The organism is Chloroflexus sp. (assembly GCF_034432675.1).
GTDB lineage: Bacteria > Chloroflexota > Chloroflexia > Chloroflexales > Chloroflexaceae > Chloroflexus.
In genome coordinates, this window is record NZ_DAOUBI010000045.1 from 1 (window position 1) to 17,064 (window position 17,064).

Genomic DNA, 17,064 nt, shown 5'->3' on the forward strand with positions numbered 1-17,064 from the left:
CCCCAGCCTGGCCTCGCTCCGCTGGGGAGTGGGCGTGCTCCAGATAGCTCCCGATCACCTGAATCCCGCCCCCCCTCCCAACCTCCCCCCGCTGGAGGGAGGAACGCACTTACCCAGGCGGCAATCTGGGCAAATTATTCTTTATCCCCTCTCAACCTCCCCCTGCTGGGGCTATGCATTACCCACAACTGGTGTCAACCACGTGTGTATCAGCGGGTATGATCGCGCCATAGGTGCTGTTTTGAGCGACTGGCCCGGTGGCAGCGTATTGCTCCAGCACGTGCCGGCACGGCTGGAGCGGCGTACTGCCACGCCGTCAGGTCATTCTCCGTCAAGCGGTAAGAGCAACTGATCGCCGTTGGTGTTGGTTCCCGGTGGAGGTGGTGGTGGCGATGGTTGTGGTTCTGCCGTTGTTCCGATCAATGCCAGCAGACCAGCTTCGTCGATGACCGGAATCCCTAACTGGAGTGCTTTGGCGAGCTTACTCCCGGCATTGGCTCCGGCCACCACATAGCTGGTCTTTTTGCTCACACTATCGGTCACCTTACCGCCATGGGCAACAATGAGTGCGCTGGCTTGCTCACGGCTCAGCGAGGGTAGCGTTCCGGTCAAGACAAATGTCTTGCCGGCGAGCGTGTCGCTCTGGCGCGTTGGACCACTCACCCCACCCATCTGCACCCCGGCTGCCCGCAGCTTCTCTATCAGCGTCCGGTTTGCTGGACGTGAGAAGAAATCAACAATACTGGCCGCTACCACCGGGCCAATACCGGGAATCTGTTCCAGTTCTTCCTGGCGCGCTGCCATGATCGCGTCGAGTGATCCCAGCGCCGCAACAAGAGTTTGGGCGGCGACGGTGCCGACGTAGCGGATACCCAGCCCGACCAGGAGCCGGTCGAGTGGCCGTTGCCGGGCAGCGTCAATGGCGGCGAGCAGGTTGGCGATCCGTTTCGGGCCGAATCCCTCCAGTTCTGCCAGTTGATCGGCTTTCAGGAAGAAAATGTCTGCTACATCACGAATGAGACCGCGCTGGACGAAGAGTTCTGCCTGTCGCTCACCCATCCCAACAATCTCGAGGGCTGATCGGCTGACGAAGTGTTCAACCCGGCGTACCAGTTGGGCCGGGCAGATGCTGAAATTGTTGCAGCGCCAGGCCGCCTCACCTTCTTCGCGCTCAAGCGGTGAGCCACAGGCCGGGCAATGGGTTGGGAATTGCCAGGGCCGCTCACTGCCATTGCGGCGGGCGATCACCGGGCCGACTACGTAGGGGATCACGTCACCGGCGCGTTTGACGATGACATAATCGCCGATCCGAATGTCGCGCTGGGCAATGTAATCGGCATTGTGCAAACTGGCGTTTCGTACTGTCACGCCGCCGATCTGCACCGGCTCCAGTTCAGCGTTGGGTGTGACGACGCCGGTACGACCAACATTGACCGTAATATCGAGCAAGCGGGTGATCGCTTCGCGGGCCGGGAATTTGAAGGCAATTGCCCAGCGGGGATCGCGACCGACAACACCCAGTTCGCGTTGCTGGGCGAAATCATCGATCTTGATCACCACCCCATCGGCTTCGTAAGGTAGATCGTCACGTTTGGCCATCCAGGCTTCGCAATAGGCCAGGACTTCAGCGAAGTCGGTGAATCGGCGAACATCCTGGTTGACCGGAAAGCCGAGTGTGCGCAGATAGCGGAGCGTTTGCCATTGACTGTTGAGTGAAATACCCTCCACGACACCAACACCGTAGGCAAAGAAGCGGAGCGGACGGGCCGCGGTAATTGTGGGGTCTTTCTGGCGCAACGAGCCGGCAGCAGCGTTGCGTGGGTTCGCGAAGATTTTCTCTCCGGCGGCGGCAAGCCGATCATTCAGCGTCTCGAAATCAGCCGTGCGCATGTAGACTTCACCCCGCACCTCTATCGTGGCCGGCAACGTCATCGGCAAGTCATCATCCTGGGGCGTACCGGTCGCTTGAAGTGTCAGCGGGATACTGCCGATAGTGCGCAGATTTGCCGTCACGTCTTCGCCAACCTCACCGTCGCCACGGGTGGCCCCCTGTACCAGACGGCCATCGTGGTAGGTCAGCGCAACGGCCAGGCCATCAATTTTTGGTTCGACCACATAGGCTACCATGGCATCGGGGCCAAGGAGGCGTAGTACCCGATCCCGCCATGCCAGGAGATCAGCCTTCGTAAAGGCATTACCGAGTGATAACATCGGCTGCGGGTGTTGTACTTTGGCAAACTGAGATGCAGGTGTCCCGCTTACCCGTTGGGTTGGCGAGTCGGGAGTGATTAACTCTGGGTGTGCCGCCTCCAATGTGCGCAATTCAGCCATCAGCGCATCGTATTCAGCATCGCTGACGATGGGATCGTCGAGCACGTAGTAGTGATAGTCGTAGCGGCGGATCAGGCTGCGTAGCTCGTTGATGCGATCAGCGACAGTCGTATGGCTCATTGGAAACTCCACGGTTACGGTAGAAGTTCGTCGGAGGTACTATAAAAAAATGGTCTAAAGTAGTACCGTTGGGGGGTTGCCAAAAAGTAAAAGAACCGTTATCATATAGATAACCCCCCCCACGCGAGACCCGCTGGCAGTTGTCAGGGGGTCTCGTGTTTCTCCAGCATTTTTTATACGAACATACGTGCATTATTGTAACACAGGTTTTCGGGAACGATGTCGGAGTCGCGTTTTGATACGCCCATCGCGTGTGGGGCAATGCGAATACACCGGCAACGAAATGTGTGTACGGCGATAACCACTTGCTGGTTGGAACGCCACAGGGTAGCCTGTGGCATCTGAGCAAGGTGGCTGGCGATCTTGTGTGGCAAGTGCCTGATTACTTCGGCGCCTGTGACAGCACCTCGTACCCATCGGTCGTGATGAGGGCCAAATCCTCAATCCGCACCCCACCCCATTCTGGCAGGTAGATGCCCGGTTCTATAGAAGTCACCATTCCGGCCTGCAACGGCGGGCTGGGAGGTGCGTCAGGGGCGGTAATTCGGAGCCAGGGTGCTTCATGGATCACCAGGCCAACGCCGTGGCCGAGGCTGTGCGCGATACCTTCAGCGTAGCCGGCCTCGCCGATGACGCGGCGAGCGATGGCATCAGCTTCAGACCACGGTAATCCAGGGCGAAGGGCTTGCATGGCAGCCTGTTGTGCCTTGAGGGTTGCCGCATACACTGCCCGAAAGGTGTCGTCGGGTTGACCGAGCACAATCGTGCGGGTCAAATCGGCGTGGTAGCCATCAAGACGGGCTCCCATATCGATGATGATCGGTTGGCCTTCACCCAAAACATCATCACCCGGCGTATGATGTGGGCGGGCACTATTGCGACCGGCAGCCACGATTATCGGGAAAGACGTTCCTTCGGCACCCAGGTCGTGCAGTGCTACTTCGAGGCGCCATGCCGCTTCACGCTCGGTCATGGTAGGGGTGAGTGAGGGTAGCACTGCGGCCAGGGCAGCATCGGTGATAGCGGCGGCCCGGCGCAGGAGCGCAATTTCACTTTCATCCTTGACCATCCGTAGTTCTTCCACAATATTCTCGGTGGGAACCAGCTCGATAGTATTACCAAGTGCAGCGGTGTACTGACGATGCTCAGCAACGGTCATGACTGCCGCTTCAAAACCCAATCGTTTGATGCTCAGTTCGTTCACCACGTCGGCGATCAGGGCGGTCATTGGTTTGGCAGGAGGACGTACCTCACGCAGGGTAAAGTGCGGTGCTTCAGCCGCAGCTCGTATCAGATAACGACCGTCGGTCAGCAAGAAGGCGGCTTCGGCACTGATAAGCAAAGCACCGGCGCTACCGGTGAAGCCGCTGATGTAGCGACGACTGGTTGGCGCAGTGAGCAACATTGCCGGTAATTCGCGTGCGGCTAGTGTTGCCCGTAATTGTTGCAATCGGTTCGTCATTATCTGTCCTTTCGTCTTTCCACGTAATCGTGTGACCCTGTTATCCTACACCATATATGCAGAGTGTGTGACAAACCGGTAAAGCAGACTGTGTGCGGTAAGGGGCACTATCGAATCCTGGTAGGTCGAGCGGGCTCCTGTCGGGACTCTCAGTGTTGAGTGACCAGTGGATGGGGCCTGCTCCATACTTTCGATGGGAGGCAGCTCATGTGAGCAGCCAGGCTTCTTCTGAGCAGAATGCCGACATGTGAACTGATTAAGGTGTGAAATTCGCACGGCATGCTCATAGTAGCGACCTTTTGCCTTCAGGCAGGAGTTGTGCAAAGCCAACAACCGGCTGTCTGGCAATACAAAGAGCGGGTTACCGATGCGTATGTGGTAACTATAACGGAGGACACGACATCACAACGCTTAGCCGTCGGCAACGAATTGAGATGAAGCTAACACACATTAGTCGGGTTGTCGGCGATTTTGTGGCGATTCTCCGTCGGATTATCGGGGAACGAATTGATATTCAGCTACAGCTTGCGTCAGATCTGCCACCGGTGCAGGCGGATGTCAATCAGATTGAACAGATACTGCTGAGTCTGGTGATCAAGGCGCGTGATGCCATTGAAGGCAACGGGACGATTACCATTACCACGGTGTCTGTGCAGGTTGGAGACGCTGAATTTCCCTGCCTCTCTCATATTCCACCCGGTCATTACGTCATTTTACAGATTAGTGATACCGGCTGTGGGATCGATCCGGCGATCCGTTCACGCATCTTTGAACCATTCTTTATCACAAAGCCGTCTGGTAAAGGTACCGGGCTTGGCCTGGCGACGGTTGCCGTGATTGTGAAGCAGCATCACGGCTACATCGATGTGCAGAGTTTGCCCGGTCAGGGTTCAACGTTTCCTGTATACCTGCCGGCGCTGATGGATACAGTGGCGGTTGTCGAAGATGTTGCGTTCGGTAAAGATCAGCTCTTTGGTCACGAGACGGTGTTGGTGGTTGAAGATGAACCGTCACCGTTGCACCTGATTGCCAGTGCGCTACGTTTGCATGGGTATCAGATAGAGGCGACGGATGTGTAGTATGGGTTGGGTTTAGCTTCCAGCCACGTGGGAACTATCGATCTTCTGATCACCGACGCGATGCTGCCGACGCTCAATGGTGGTAAACTGTATCAACGGCTTCGTATATTGCATCCGAAGGCACGGGTGTTGTATATCTCGGCCTATGTGGACAGCGAATACGTAGGTTCTGACATAACACCAATTCTGACGAAGCCGTTCACCCTGCAGCGTCTCCTGCAATAGGTACGCGCTATTCTGACGGCAGCGGTCTGATCAGGAGTGGTTCCAGTCGCCCCTGCCGCCAGACACCGATCACGTCAACGTAACCGTAGCGCACGTTGCCCCTGGCCTGTAATTGGCTCAAAGCTGCTTGATCACTCTCGCCATGCAAAAGTTTGACCTGACGGGCACCGGCCGCCGGAATACCGCCAGCCCCGATGGAGTCGACCAGTAAGCTGGTACCATCAGCCAGCAATAGCGCAGCCCTCACCTGCACCAGGCGTCCTTCGTAGCGGTTGTCACTGAAGAGTTGCCCCAGTTCGACACTATCTGGGATGATGGATTGAAACGATGGCGTGATGAGGGTGTAGGGCCATTGTCCGCCTGGCCCGTAGTTGCCGGCAGATTGCCAGTTTCCCTTGGCGATGACCAGCCCGTATTGCACACCAGCTTCATTAGTCAGAGATATATCAGCCGGTGGATCGAGACCACCGAGCCAGACCTGTCGCTCAGGTGGGTCAAGTGGTAGCGGACGATCTGCACTGACACTCAGACTACTCACCAGTCGTCCCCCTTGTTCATCGTAGTAGAGAAAAGCGATCATCTCCTGCGCGCCAGACGGCGTGCGGGTGAGCAGCTCAGATAAGAGCGGTGGCAACGGCGTTGTTGCACAGGCGCTCAGGTAAGACAGGACTACGACGAATACGAACAGACGTTTGTACATCACGTACTCTATTGTACCATACGTCAATCCACGCACAGTATAGCTCTCATGACAGCAACCAGACAGGCGTATGATAGGTTTTGACAGTTGTTGTTAACCGTTTCACGACTATTGTCGTGGTATCGTAACAATGGAGGGTAAATACGTATTGAGAGAAGGAGGCGTCCTCATATGGGGACTAAGAGTTCTCGTTTACAAGGTTTTTATCAGCTTAATCCATTTGAGCGACTGCAAATGGTGAAATCCTTTGATGGATTAGTCGATGAAGACTTACGCGCCTTGCACGGCGGTTATGGTGGTGCGCTCACGATTGAGCGTGCCGATAAAATGATTGAGAATGTGATCGGTACCTATAATCTGCCGCTCGGTATTGCAACCAACTTCCGCATCAATGGTCGTGATTATCTAATTCCGATGGTGGTTGAGGAGCCGTCAATTGTGGCCGGGGCCAGCTACGCGGCGCGGATGGTGCGAGACGGGGGTGGGTTTGAGACGAGCAGTACCGAACCACTGATGATCGGTCAGGTACAGTTGGTCAATGTTCACGACCCCGATCAGGCCCGGCAAACGATTTTGTCGCGTAAGGAAGAGATTCTTGCCCTGGCCAATGCGCAAAGTCGCTCGCTGGTCAGTCTGGGTGGCGGAGCACGCGACGTTGAGGTGCGGTTCTTCCCCACCAGCCCGATGGGGCCGATGCTGGTTGTGCATTTGATTATCGATTGCCGCGATGCGATGGGCGCCAACGCGGTGAATACGATGGCCGAGGCGGTTGCGCCGCTGCTGGCCGAGATGACCAGTGGTAAGGTCTATCTGCGCATTCTCTCGAATCTGACCGACCGTCGGCTGGCTCGTGCCCGTTGTGTGGTGCCGGCGGCATCGCTGGCCCGCGACGGTTTGAGTGGCGAAGAGGTTGTTGAAGGCATTCTCTGGGCCTATGCGTTTGCTGCGGTCGATCCCTATCGGGCGGCAACCCACAACAAGGGCATTATGAACGGCATTGACCCGGTGCTGGTTGCAACCGGTAACGACTGGCGTGCGGTAGAGGCGGGTGCGCATGCCTACGCCAGCCGCAATGGTCACTATACGTCACTCTCTCATTGGGAGCGTGATGCGCAGGGTAACCTGGTTGGTACGCTCGAAATGCCGCTGGCGGTAGGGATCGTGGGCGGCGCAACCAAAGTCCATCCCACCGCCCAGGCCGCGTTGAAACTGCTCGGTGTGCGTAGCGCTGCTGAACTGGCCGAGGTCTGTGTCGCTGCCGGTCTGGCGAATAATCTGGCGGCGATGCGTGCTCTGGCCTGTGAGGGTATTCAACAGGGACATATGAGCCTGCATGCCCGCCAGATCGCGATGGCTGCCGGCGCCAGTGGTACCCTGGTTGATGAAGTTGCCCGGCGTATGGTCGCCGAGCGGAATATCAAACTGGCGCGGGCTGAAGAGATCATTGCCGAACTCGAAGGGCGCACGATAGGTAACCCCACGCACAACTAATGTGATACCTCTGGCGGCTTGTTCTGCAGGCCGCCCCGACACCAACAGCGCGATGATGCGCCTGTGTTCACCGGCAGGTTGCCCGGTGAAGGGACTCTCTGTTTCCCGATAACAGATGAGGATTCGGTACGTATTGGTTCGCCTGCGGAAGGTGAGCCGGTCTGGGTATGCCTGACATCTGCATGGAGTACAGTTCATGATGAAACCACAGCATCCTGTCGGTATTGTCGGCTACGGTGCCTATATCCCGCGGTACCGGATTGCTGCCCGCGAGATCGCCCGAGTCTGGACTGATGGGCAGAGTGGAACGCCAATCGAGGCGAAGAGTGTTCCGGGTCCTGACGAAGATACGATTACGATGTCTATTGAAGCGGCCCGCAATGCGCTGGCCCGAGCCGCCATCCCGGCGACGGCGCTGGGTGCAGTCTGGATCGGTAGTGAGAGCCATCCGTACAGCGTGAAACCTTCGGGGACGGTGGTTGCCGATGCGCTGGGAGCCGGCCCCTGGGTAAGCGCCGCTGACTGGGAGTTTGCCTGCAAAGCCGGTTCTGAAGCGCTGACCGCAGCGATGGCGCTGGTTGGCAGTGGTATGCAACGCTATGCGCTGGCCGTCGGCGCCGATACAGCGCAGGGCCGTCCCGGTGATGCGCTGGAATACACCGCTTCCGCCGGTGCCGCAGCGCTGATCGTTGGTCCGGCCGGCGAGGCACTGGCAACCATTGATGCCACGTTGTCATATGTGACCGATACGCCCGATTTTTATCGTCGCGCCGACCGGCCCTACCCGGTGCACGGTAATCGCTTCACCGGCGAACCGGCTTACTTCCATCAGATTCAGTCAGCGGCTACCGAATTGTTACGCCAGCTCAACCGCACCGCAGCCGATTTCACCTATGCTGTCTTTCATCAACCCAATGCCAAGTTTCCGCAAGTGGTTGCCAAACGCCTGGGTTTCACCGATAAACAAATTGCCCCCGGCTTGCTCAGCCCTCAGATCGGTAACACCTATTCCGGGGCAGCGCTGCTTGGTCTCTGCGCTATCCTCGATGTGGCACAACCGGGTGAGACGATTTTTATGACGACCTACGGCAGTGGGGCCGGTTCCGATGCCTATGCACTTACTGTTACCGAAGCCGTTCTGGAACGTCGTGAGCGGGCATCGCTGGTCGCGGCCTACCTGCAACGGGCGGTGATGATTGATTACGCCGTCTATGCGAAGTGGCGTGGTAAGCTGGTGATGGGATAGTCTATCAGGAGTGCAACAATGACCAATGTCTATATTGCAGGGATGGGGGCAACTGCCGTTGGCGAACATTATCGCCGTGGCCTGGCTGATCTGGTGAGTGAGGCAGCGCGGGCGGCACTGGCGAGTGCGCCAGAGATTGCGCCGCATCAGATTGGAGCGCTCTATGTTGGCAGTGCCTTCAGCGAGGAACTCTACGGTCAAAGCCAGGCTGGTGCGTATCTGTCCAGCATCCTGGGGCTTTCACCGTCGATTCCGGCATATCGCGTTGAGGCGGCTGGTGCCAGTGGAGCGCTGGCGTTGTACCAGGCGGTGCAGTCCGTGCAAAACGGCGTGGCGGTGGCGCTCGTGATCGGGGTTGATAAGGTCACCGATCATCTCGAAGATGAGATCGAGGCCGCGCAGGCAATGGCTGCCGACAGCACTGAAGAGGCGTTGCACGGGGTGACATTAACGGCACAATGGGCGATGCTGATGCGCCGGTATATGCACGAGTATGGCTATACCGCCGATGCATTTGCGCCGTTTCCGATCAATGCTCACGCCAACGGTGTGCATAACCCGCTGGCGCTGTACCGCTTTGCGATTGATGCGAATAAATATCGGAAAGCCGCCCAGATCGCTTCACCGTTGAACATGCTCGATTGCAGTACGCTGGCCGACGGTGCTGCTGCGCTGATCGTTGTGAGTGAGCAGATTGCCCGTGAACTCGACCGCCCACGGTTTCGCATTGCCGGTTCGGCTGTTGCCACCGATCATCCGGCGCTCCATCGGCGGCGAAATCCGCTCGACTTGAGTGCAGCGCGGGCGAGTGCCCATACTGCGCTTGGCCGGGCGCATCTGGGTGTTGGTGATGTACAGGTGTGGGAATTGACCGATCCGCACGGAATTGCTGCCACCCTTGCCTTGGAGGCAATTGGCTGCTACGAACCTGGAACAGCACCGCGCTATGCAGCCGAGGGCGCAATCACCCCAACCGGGAAGACGCCAATTGCTACCTTCGGCGGTTACAAAGCACGCGGTGATGTGGGGGGTGCCAGTGGGGTCTATCAGGTGATCGAACTGACCCGTCAGCTTAGTGGGCAGGCCGGCCCGACCCAGGTGAGCAATGCCCGGATTGGTCTGAGCCAGTCACTCGGCGGGATCGGGGCGACTGCTGTCAGCCATGTTCTGATTCGCGAATCGTAAGTTCACCTCTTCACAGAAATGCTTGTGTCAGGTACAATAAGGTTGTCTTCGGCCTGTTGTACCCAAGGAGCGTTCCCGTGATTCAGGAAATGGTCAATGGTAGTATTGCTGTCCTTAGCCGGCCGTCGGTTCAGTCGTTCGAGCAACATGAGCGTGACAATCTGGTCTGGGCGTTGATCTATGCGGTCATTGCAAGTGTAATCAACGGTATCCTTGCAGCAATTACAGCACCTTTACGAGTTGGGGAGTTGCGTACGCAACTTGAGACGCAAGGTGTGCCACCTGATGCCATTGAAGCGGCCATTGCTCAGCAGAGTAATCCGATCATTGCTATCTTTGGAGGGATTTTCGGCACGATTATCGGTTCACTTATTATTTGGGGTTTCATCTATCTGTTAGGCAGGGCTTTCGGCGGTACTGGTAGCTTCGGTGAGCTGGCCTGGGGCATCTCGCTCTTCTCGTCACCGCTGGCAGTAGCTCAGAGCATTGTATCTGTCATACCACTGGTCGGCAATATTCTGTTGCTCGGTCTTTCCATCTATGGAGTGTATCTCACCTATCTGGCAATTCAGTCCGGCATGAACCTACCATCGCAGAAGGCGCTTTACATTGCCATCATTCTGCTGGTTATTACTTTGCTGTTCTTGTGTGTTACCGTTGGCCTTGCTGTTATAGTTGGCCTGATAGGAGGTCTGGCACCATGAAGATAGCCCGTCACTGGCGGGATCGGGTTCCGCGATACCGTCTCGAAGGACAACGTCACCGTTATACCGGTGAGATTCGTTTTCCGCCGCAGCCACCCGCGCTCGACGAAGATCCGAACGATTGGCAGCCGTATCAGTTGAGTGGGCGAGGTGAAATCTACAGCTTCAGCGTACTGCGACAGGCTCCCGAAGGATTCGCCAGTTTTGGGGTCTACCCGGTTGCCCTGGTGCGCCTGGAAGAAGGCCCGCTGGTAACGGCTCAGTTGACCGACTGTGATGAGGTCGATCTGGCAATCGGTATGCCGGTCGAGATGGTTACCCGCCGCTTGATGGATTCTGGTGAAGATGGGGTGTTAGTGTACGGGTATAAGTTTCGCCCTCGCCTTGGATAACCTCAATGCTACACGTGTGTGACAGGGTGTCCACATGCGGACACCCTGTCGTGCTGTAAGGTGTCTCATGCATCGCTGACAGACTCTATGATCGTAACGACCACCCCCAGCATCCCCGTGACCAGCAAGGTCAACCGTTTGACACGCACCCGGCATGAAGCACGGCTGGCGCGGCAGCATGGTTGTCACACTCCAAATGCCGCGCCACGCGCATGACGGTCGGTAATGACTCAATCCAATGAGTGATGGCTCTGGCTATGGTCGTCAGCCCTCCTCACTGCCATATCAGCAGCCTGAAAGTTGGCAATTAGTAAGCGTTATGCGCCTGTGCGACCGTCTGGGAACACGACCGCACAGCTTTTATGAGTTCTACTGCCCGAACACCGTCGGGTAGCCGGCGGCCTTCCATTCATTCATCCCACCGGTCACATTGATAGCCTGATAGCCGCGCTCTTTGAGGAGGTTGCATGCAACTGAACTGCGGTTTCCTGAACGGCAGATACAGACGACGGGTTTGTCGGTTGGCAGTTCACTCAGCCGTTGCTCAAGCTCCTGAAGTGGGATGAGCGTGGCCTGAGCGATCCGGCCATCCTGGACAAATTCGGCGGGTGTGCGTACATCGAGCAGGAAGAAGGTTTCGTTCTGGTCGAGCATACTCTTCAGCCGGGCAACGGTAATGTTCGCCGGTGTGCTGGTGGTCGAGGTTGATGCAGTGGTGGTACCACATGCAGTTAATAATGCCAGGCCGATCATCAGCATAAGCAGAAAACGGTATTTCATGGTCGAAAACCTTTCGGCATAGAGCTACTCAATTGAGTGGGCGAAGGTGTTGGCTTCACCCACTCGCAGAATGGTGTTTTCGATAAGCTGCTAATCCTGGCAACCCAATGCCAGCATAGCAGTATGGGTCGTCAGATGAATATGATCGTGACCGATTTTGTCAATTAATTCTGATTGCTTGAGCCGATCCATCACCGGCCCTTTGATGTCGGCCAGATGGAATTCGACGTCGGCATCACGCAGTTCGTCAATGAGATGTTCAAGCGTATGAAGTGCACTGGAGTCGATAAAGTTAATCGCTGAGCCGATCAACACAAGGTGTTTTACCGATGGTCGTTCAGCAACAATCTGCAACAGGGCACTTTCGAGGTAGCGGGTATTGGCAAAGTAGAGGCTCTCATCAACGCGCACCGCCACGACGTGCGGCCACGTTTTGACCTGATACCGTTCAACGTTGCGGTACACTTCACTGTCACCCAAGCGACCCACCATCGCGATATGAGGGCGGCTTGTGCGCCAGAGGTAGAGAACGAGCGCCGAGGCAACACCGGCGAAGATACCGGTTTCAATACCAAGGGTGAGGACCGCCAGGAATGTGATCAACCAGGTGAAGGCATCGCCACGGTTGGTGCGCCAGATACGGCGGGGTTCACGCAGATCGACCAGTCCGATGACGGCGACGATGACGGTGGCGGCCAGGACTGCCTGCGGCAGGTAGTAGAAGACTGGGGTGAAGAAGAGCAGAATCACCGCGATTCCGAGGGCAGTGATGAGTGACGCCAGACCGGTGATGGCGCCGGCCTGTGCATTCACCACCGAGCGGGCAAAGCCACCGGTAACCGGATAGCCACTGAAGAAGCTGGCAGTGATGTTGGCAGCTCCCAGTGCCACCAGTTCTTGATCGGGATCAATAGCCTGCCGGCGTTTACTGGCCAGGGCCTTCGCTACCGCAATAGACTCGACGACACTGATCAGCACGATGGTCAGGGCAGTTGGTAAGAGCGCCTGCGCATCGGCCATGGAAAATGCCGGTACACTGATTGGCGAGAGACCCGCCGGAATTGCTCCTACCACCGCAATGCCGGCTGTTTGATCCAGGAGGAAGGTTTGGGCGACCAGGATGCCCAGGATGACGGTGAGCAGCGGTGCGCCGCTTACAATCAGCGTGATCGCCAATGGCGGGAGACCTGTCCGGCGTAGCAAGGGCCGTAAACCCTGACGGAAAAAGACGAGGAGGCCAATGCTGACCAGACCGATGGTCAGTGTGACCAGATTCGTCTGGCTTAGACCGGCAATTGCCTGGCCGATGGTCTCGTGGATGTGTTCGCCGCCGATGCGGTAGCCGAGAATATATTTGAGCTGACCAACAGCAATGATCAGTGCTGAGGCACTGGTAAACGCTGTCAGTACTGGATGCGAAATAAAGTTGAGGATCGCTCCCAACCGGAGCACACCAAATGCCAGCTTGATCGCACCAACCATGAACGCCAGTAACAGCACTAACTGGATGTAACGTGCGCTGCCTGGCTCGGCCAGACTGCTGACACCGCTGAACACGAGGAGCGAGGTGATGGCAACAGGACCGACCGAGAGCTGACCGGAGGTGCCGAGAAGCGCGTAGACGATGAGCGGCGCAACAGAGGCATAGAGGCCGATCTGGGGGGGCAGACCGGCCAGTTGAGCGTAGGCCATGCTTTGGGGAATGAGCATGATCGCCGTCACAATGCCCGCAACCACATCGCTCGGCAGGTGTTCACGACGGTAATGACGTAGCCAGTTGAGGAATGGGAGATAGCGATAGATCATCGCTAGCAATGCTGCTTGCACATCGGGTCGATGAGCTGAAACGGGCGCCATAATTTCACTCCCTATGCCTGTGCCCCGACTCGTTCAAAGAAATCACCGGCGCAGAAGTCGAAGGTCTCGATAGCATCATCCTCGTAACCGGCTGCACGCAATTCGGCTTCAGCCTGCTCGCGGCTCCAGCCCTGATGTACCATTCGATAGAGCATCCAGATCAGGCCAACGCGCGTAGCACTGCGGCAGTGGAAAACCAATTTGCCGGTGGCCGGGTCTTCTACAATGCGGGCAAATTCGGCAAGATGTTCTGGTTCCAGTTCATAGGCCGGCCACGGGGCGTGAATGTAGCGTAACCCGGCAGCGCGGGCATTGGCAGCCTGTTGCGCCGCCCGTTCGGGATCGCTGCGAATATTGAGCACGGTTTGATAGCCGGCCTCAACAAATCGTTGCCAGTCTTCTGGCTGCGGTTGGGCAGCCAGCAACACGTTCTCGGTAACCGCGTAGCTGCGTAATGGTGCAACTTCGGTCTGGTGCTGAAGTGTATTGCATGTAGTCTGATGTTGCATAGTGGTGTCCATATCTTGTAAAACAAGAGCGATTCAACCTTAATATTGGCGACTCACCGGGTAACCGGCTCGCTGCCAGGCAATCATACCACCAACGACGTTCGTAACATTGGTGAAGCCATGACGCTGAAGCATCTCACAGGCTATCTGGCTACGATTACCTGAACGACAGATACAGACAATCGGCTGATCTTTTGGTAGTTCATTCAGGCGTGTGGCTAGCACTGGCAGCGGTAGCAGACGGGCACCGGATACGTGGCCGTCGTAAGCGAATTCTTCAGGCTGGCGTACATCAATCAATACCATCGGAGCACGGGCATCCAATTGTGTTTTCAGCTCCTGAACCGTCATAGTGGCAATGTGATTCTGGGCTGCATCACGGCGAAAGAGTTGTCGAAACATGGTCTCAATATCCTTTCACAAGAAACGACGGCGCACTCTGCTTGCGAAGTGATCGCGCCGTCGCCGATCAATGACTTTGCTAATGTTACCTGTTCTTTTAAGAGCCTATCCGGAAAGTAGGGCGAGATGCCATCTCGCCCTACGAAAAGTGCCTCAGAAGCGATTTTTGCGGATAGGTTCTAAATGAACAACGTTACTTTGGCCCGGGCCGCGTCGCCGAGGAAGGTTGCTACCCCACCGGTTTCCAATCCATCAACCAGCTCTTCATCTTTAATGCCGAGCAGCTCACGCGACATATCACATACGACCATCCGTACACCCAATTCGCGCGCCATGGCGAAGAGTTCTTCCGGCGATGCGACATCGTGCTGTTTCATCAGGTTGCGAATGATCTGGGCGCCGGCGCCGAAGAAGTTCATCTGCGATAAACCGAGTTCACCCAGTTTGCCGGGGAGCATAGCGGTAAAGCCCTGTTCGAGCAGGTTCTTTCCGCTGAAGACCTTCTGCTTCTTGACGGCACCAATGCCCCAGAAGGTGAAGAACATACTCACTTCCAGACCCATCGAGGCAGCGCCGGTAGCGATAATGAATGCGGCAATTGCTTTGTCGAGATCGCCAGAGAAGACGACCATCGCCAGCCGATCTTCGATGCTCTGGGCCGGTGATTGCTCGAGTGCGGCTACCCGCTGCTCCAGTTCGGCAATCCTGCTCAGCAGCGCCTGCATGTCAACTGTTTCTGTCATTGGTGTTGTCATTGTTTTCCATCCTCTGCCTGTGTTGATCTACCAGCGCAACCGAATGTGGGGTCAGGCGGTGCGGCGGAGATAGTGGACGTACAGCTCCTGACCATTCTCCTGTACCGTCTCCTGGGCGATCAGTTCGACATTCTTCGCCGTCTTGGCCCAGCCCTGAAAGTCGGCTACCGAGCCGCGGTCAGTCGAGATAACTTGCAGAATCTGACCTACCGGCAGTTCGGTAATCGCCTTGCGGCTCTTCACCAGTGGCATCGGGCATTTTGCCCCTTTGACATCAAGCGTTTGATCGAAGTGTGGCATATGATTCTCCTTCCTTGTATTGTACTGTATATGCGGCGGCAGTAGCGTGATCTGCCGCCAGTGCTCATACCTTTGTACACCGTTACCCGGCCAGTGCACAGATATTCTTGCCTAGCTCAAGCTCGCTGGCTTTGCCCTCACAGGCTTCGACCAGGCCAATGTTGACGCGTTTGATTTCCACGTACTCTGGTGGGAAGACCGGCAGGTGGCTCAGGACGTAGCTGGTAAACTCTTCGAGCGACCGCGGTTGCAGGCTGTCGTTTTGGGCACGAACCTGAGCAAACGGTGCGGCAAAGATGCCATTACCGGCGCCCTCATCGAGTGTGCTGAAGTGGGCCGGCAGGATCACGGTGTCGTCGGTCAGATGCCGGGGCAGCCACTCGAACATGCTGCGGTAGAGGATGGGGGTCCAGGCTTCACCCTTACCACCGAGGTCGGGACGCCCGAACGAGCGCAGGAAGATTCCGTCGCCGGTGAAGAGGTAGCGTCCGCCATCCGGCGTCTCGGCGAGGAAGTTCACCTGGCCGAGGGTGTGGCCGGGATACCAGATGGTGGTGATACGTACCTGACCGATCTGGAAGGTTTGCCCGTCGCGGAGTGGCTCGTAGGCGATCACAGCCGGCAACATGTCGATGGGGTGAATGGCGTCGTAGGGGTGGATATAGTACGGAGCACCGGTCTCTTTGCTGAGCGCAGGGCCGCCGCTGATGTGATCGGCGTGGACGTGGGTGTCGAGAATAGCAGTTAATCGGGCACCCGCGTTTTCGATCAGTTCGCGGTAGACCTGAATGTGGCGCAGTGGATCGACCAGTGCTGCCTGACCATCGCTGATCACGGCAAAGCTGAGATCGCCACGGGCAGGTCGGGCAATCTGAACAATGCGTCCCCAATCGGCCTTCACCACGTCGCGGACATCGTAGTAGTTGCCCCAACCGATCATGCCTTCGCTAAGCGATACGGCACGATAGCCATGATTGTTCAGTACCTCGGCTACGTACTGGGAAGCGCCGCCCTTGGCACAAATCACAATGACTTCTTCAATATCTTTTGGCAGGCGTGCCAGAGCTGCCTCTTCATCCTCGATGAAATCAAAATAGGGCAGATTGAGCGTGCGCAGCGTTGCTTGACCCTCAACTGGCATTCGCTTAAACTCCTCTTCGTTGCGCACGTCGAGGATAAAGAGTGGTTGCGCACTCAGCAAGCGGGCATACAGATCGCGGGGAGAAATTTCAGTAACCGTCGATTGTTCTGGTGTGAGTGTCATTACTTACTTACCCTTTCGTCAATTTCGTGAACCGACATACTTTTTTTGTTCACTTGTAGCATACCGCGCCAGCGTTAGAGTCTTACGAGGGTTTTGTTAGGGTTTGGTAAGGATTGGCGGCAGATTGAAGTGGTTGATACGATGATGGTGGGGTACTGGCAGATGATGGTATTGATATCTCAGCAACAAAGCATGTCAGGGAGCGCCACTTTGTATAGATGACCGCACAGGGTTTTGCCCTGATTGCTGCTCAATCACCACG

The 17,064-nt window shown here is 56.6% G+C and carries 17 protein-coding genes; 7 read left to right on the plus strand and 10 right to left on the minus strand.

Annotated features, from left to right (window positions below):
- Nucleotides 1-321: 321 nt before the first annotated feature.
- Nucleotides 322-2,451 (minus strand): NAD-dependent DNA ligase LigA, encoded by a 2,130-nt coding sequence (ligA, locus tag VAE55_RS03730; protein ID WP_322814470.1) that lies wholly within the window; start codon nucleotides 2,449-2,451, stop codon nucleotides 322-324.
- A 382-nt stretch (nucleotides 2,452-2,833) separates the two neighbouring features.
- Nucleotides 2,834-3,913, minus strand: a complete 1,080-nt coding sequence (locus VAE55_RS03735; RefSeq protein ID WP_322814471.1) for an aminopeptidase P family protein — start codon at nucleotides 3,911-3,913, stop codon at nucleotides 2,834-2,836.
- A 434-nt stretch (nucleotides 3,914-4,347) separates the two neighbouring features.
- Between VAE55_RS03735 and VAE55_RS03740 the strand changes: the two genes are divergently transcribed.
- Together VAE55_RS03740 and VAE55_RS03745 are read left to right on the plus strand one after the other, a co-directional pair.
- Nucleotides 4,348-4,992, plus strand: coding sequence for a sensor histidine kinase (locus tag VAE55_RS03740; RefSeq protein ID WP_322814472.1), 645 nt, complete (start codon nucleotides 4,348-4,350; stop codon nucleotides 4,990-4,992).
- A gap of 27 nt (nucleotides 4,993-5,019) precedes the next feature.
- Nucleotides 5,020-5,217 (plus strand): response regulator, encoded by a 198-nt coding sequence (locus tag VAE55_RS03745; RefSeq protein ID WP_322814473.1) that lies wholly within the window; start codon nucleotides 5,020-5,022, stop codon nucleotides 5,215-5,217.
- Nucleotides 5,218-5,224: 7 nt separating this feature from the next.
- On the opposite strand, the gene VAE55_RS03750 is transcribed toward VAE55_RS03745, so the two are convergent.
- Entirely contained in the window at nucleotides 5,225-5,917 is a 693-nt protein-coding gene (locus VAE55_RS03750) for a hypothetical protein (RefSeq protein WP_322814474.1), read from the minus strand.
- A 171-nt stretch (nucleotides 5,918-6,088) separates the two neighbouring features.
- Here VAE55_RS03750 and VAE55_RS03755 point away from each other — a divergent pair, with 171 nt between their 5' ends.
- The 5 genes from VAE55_RS03755 to VAE55_RS03775 all read left to right on the plus strand — a co-directional run bounded on the left by VAE55_RS03755 (nucleotide 6,089) and on the right by VAE55_RS03775 (nucleotide 10,935).
- The gene (locus VAE55_RS03755; protein ID WP_322814475.1) at nucleotides 6,089-7,408 is read left to right on the plus strand and encodes a hydroxymethylglutaryl-CoA reductase, degradative; all 1,320 of its coding nucleotides are present in this window, start codon (nucleotides 6,089-6,091) and stop codon (nucleotides 7,406-7,408) included.
- A gap of 196 nt (nucleotides 7,409-7,604) precedes the next feature.
- Nucleotides 7,605-8,654 carry a hydroxymethylglutaryl-CoA synthase gene (locus tag VAE55_RS03760; protein ID WP_322814476.1) on the plus strand — a complete coding sequence of 350 codons (1,050 nt, stop codon included), beginning with the start codon at nucleotides 7,605-7,607 and terminating at the stop codon, nucleotides 8,652-8,654.
- Between the two features lie 18 nt (nucleotides 8,655-8,672).
- Entirely contained in the window at nucleotides 8,673-9,839 is a 1,167-nt protein-coding gene (locus tag VAE55_RS03765) for a thiolase C-terminal domain-containing protein (protein ID WP_322814477.1), read from the plus strand.
- Between the two features lie 77 nt (nucleotides 9,840-9,916).
- On the plus strand, nucleotides 9,917-10,543 hold the full coding sequence (locus VAE55_RS03770; RefSeq protein WP_322814478.1) for a Yip1 family protein: 627 nt from the start codon (nucleotides 9,917-9,919) through the stop codon (nucleotides 10,541-10,543).
- A complete protein-coding gene (locus tag VAE55_RS03775; protein WP_322814479.1) occupies nucleotides 10,540-10,935 on the plus strand; it encodes a Zn-ribbon domain-containing OB-fold protein in 396 nt (131 codons plus the stop codon). The genes VAE55_RS03770 and VAE55_RS03775 overlap by 4 nt, the downstream gene beginning before the upstream one ends.
- Nucleotides 10,936-11,304: 369 nt before the next feature.
- Here the strand turns inward: VAE55_RS03775 and VAE55_RS03780 are convergent, their stop codons facing one another.
- The 7 genes from VAE55_RS03780 to VAE55_RS03810 all read right to left on the minus strand — a co-directional run bounded on the left by VAE55_RS03780 (nucleotide 11,305) and on the right by VAE55_RS03810 (nucleotide 16,802).
- Nucleotides 11,305-11,715, minus strand: coding sequence for a rhodanese-like domain-containing protein (locus tag VAE55_RS03780; protein WP_322814480.1), 411 nt, complete (start codon nucleotides 11,713-11,715; stop codon nucleotides 11,305-11,307).
- A gap of 90 nt (nucleotides 11,716-11,805) precedes the next feature.
- Nucleotides 11,806-13,572 carry a SulP family inorganic anion transporter gene (locus VAE55_RS03785; protein ID WP_322814481.1) on the minus strand — a complete coding sequence of 589 codons (1,767 nt, stop codon included), beginning with the start codon at nucleotides 13,570-13,572 and terminating at the stop codon, nucleotides 11,806-11,808.
- A gap of 11 nt (nucleotides 13,573-13,583) precedes the next feature.
- Nucleotides 13,584-14,081, minus strand: coding sequence for a protein tyrosine phosphatase family protein (locus VAE55_RS03790; protein WP_322814482.1), 498 nt, complete (start codon nucleotides 14,079-14,081; stop codon nucleotides 13,584-13,586).
- Nucleotides 14,082-14,120: 39 nt separating this feature from the next.
- A complete protein-coding gene (locus tag VAE55_RS03795) occupies nucleotides 14,121-14,483 on the minus strand; it encodes a rhodanese-like domain-containing protein (protein WP_322814483.1) in 363 nt (120 codons plus the stop codon).
- Nucleotides 14,484-14,662: 179 nt separating this feature from the next.
- Entirely contained in the window at nucleotides 14,663-15,238 is a 576-nt protein-coding gene (locus tag VAE55_RS03800; protein WP_322814484.1) for a DsrE/DsrF/DrsH-like family protein, read from the minus strand.
- Nucleotides 15,239-15,289: 51 nt separating this feature from the next.
- The gene (locus tag VAE55_RS03805) at nucleotides 15,290-15,538 is read right to left on the minus strand and encodes a sulfurtransferase TusA family protein (protein WP_322814485.1); all 249 of its coding nucleotides are present in this window, start codon (nucleotides 15,536-15,538) and stop codon (nucleotides 15,290-15,292) included.
- Nucleotides 15,539-15,620: 82 nt separating this feature from the next.
- Nucleotides 15,621-16,802 carry an MBL fold metallo-hydrolase gene (locus VAE55_RS03810; protein ID WP_322814486.1) on the minus strand — a complete coding sequence of 394 codons (1,182 nt, stop codon included), beginning with the start codon at nucleotides 16,800-16,802 and terminating at the stop codon, nucleotides 15,621-15,623.
- Nucleotides 16,803-17,064 lie beyond the last annotated feature (262 nt).

Excerpts from the sequence above, each read along its gene's own strand:
- VAE55_RS03810 (WP_322814486.1), bottom strand. The coding sequence starts at position 16,802 with ATGACACTCACACCAGAACAATCGACGGTTACTGAAATTTCTCCCCGC.
- VAE55_RS03750 (WP_322814474.1), bottom strand. The coding sequence starts at position 5,917 with ATGTACAAACGTCTGTTCGTATTCGTCGTAGTCCTGTCTTACCTGAGC.
- VAE55_RS03790 (WP_322814482.1), bottom strand. The coding sequence starts at position 14,081 with ATGCAACATCAGACTACATGCAATACACTTCAGCACCAGACCGAAGTT.
- VAE55_RS03760 (WP_322814476.1), top strand. The coding sequence starts at position 7,605 with ATGATGAAACCACAGCATCCTGTCGGTATTGTCGGCTACGGTGCCTAT.
- VAE55_RS03800 (WP_322814484.1), bottom strand. The coding sequence starts at position 15,238 with ATGACAACACCAATGACAGAAACAGTTGACATGCAGGCGCTGCTGAGC.
- VAE55_RS03765 (WP_322814477.1), top strand. The coding sequence starts at position 8,673 with ATGACCAATGTCTATATTGCAGGGATGGGGGCAACTGCCGTTGGCGAA.
- VAE55_RS03805 (WP_322814485.1), bottom strand. The coding sequence starts at position 15,538 with ATGCCACACTTCGATCAAACGCTTGATGTCAAAGGGGCAAAATGCCCG.
- VAE55_RS03795 (WP_322814483.1), bottom strand. The coding sequence starts at position 14,483 with ATGTTTCGACAACTCTTTCGCCGTGATGCAGCCCAGAATCACATTGCC.
- VAE55_RS03735 (WP_322814471.1), bottom strand. The coding sequence starts at position 3,913 with ATGACGAACCGATTGCAACAATTACGGGCAACACTAGCCGCACGCGAA.
- VAE55_RS03780 (WP_322814480.1), bottom strand. The coding sequence starts at position 11,715 with ATGAAATACCGTTTTCTGCTTATGCTGATGATCGGCCTGGCATTATTA.
- VAE55_RS03775 (WP_322814479.1), top strand. The coding sequence starts at position 10,540 with ATGAAGATAGCCCGTCACTGGCGGGATCGGGTTCCGCGATACCGTCTC.
- VAE55_RS03755 (WP_322814475.1), top strand. The coding sequence starts at position 6,089 with ATGGGGACTAAGAGTTCTCGTTTACAAGGTTTTTATCAGCTTAATCCA.
- VAE55_RS03740 (WP_322814472.1), top strand. The coding sequence starts at position 4,348 with ATGAAGCTAACACACATTAGTCGGGTTGTCGGCGATTTTGTGGCGATT.
- ligA (WP_322814470.1), bottom strand. The coding sequence starts at position 2,451 with ATGAGCCATACGACTGTCGCTGATCGCATCAACGAGCTACGCAGCCTG.
- VAE55_RS03785 (WP_322814481.1), bottom strand. The coding sequence starts at position 13,572 with ATGGCGCCCGTTTCAGCTCATCGACCCGATGTGCAAGCAGCATTGCTA.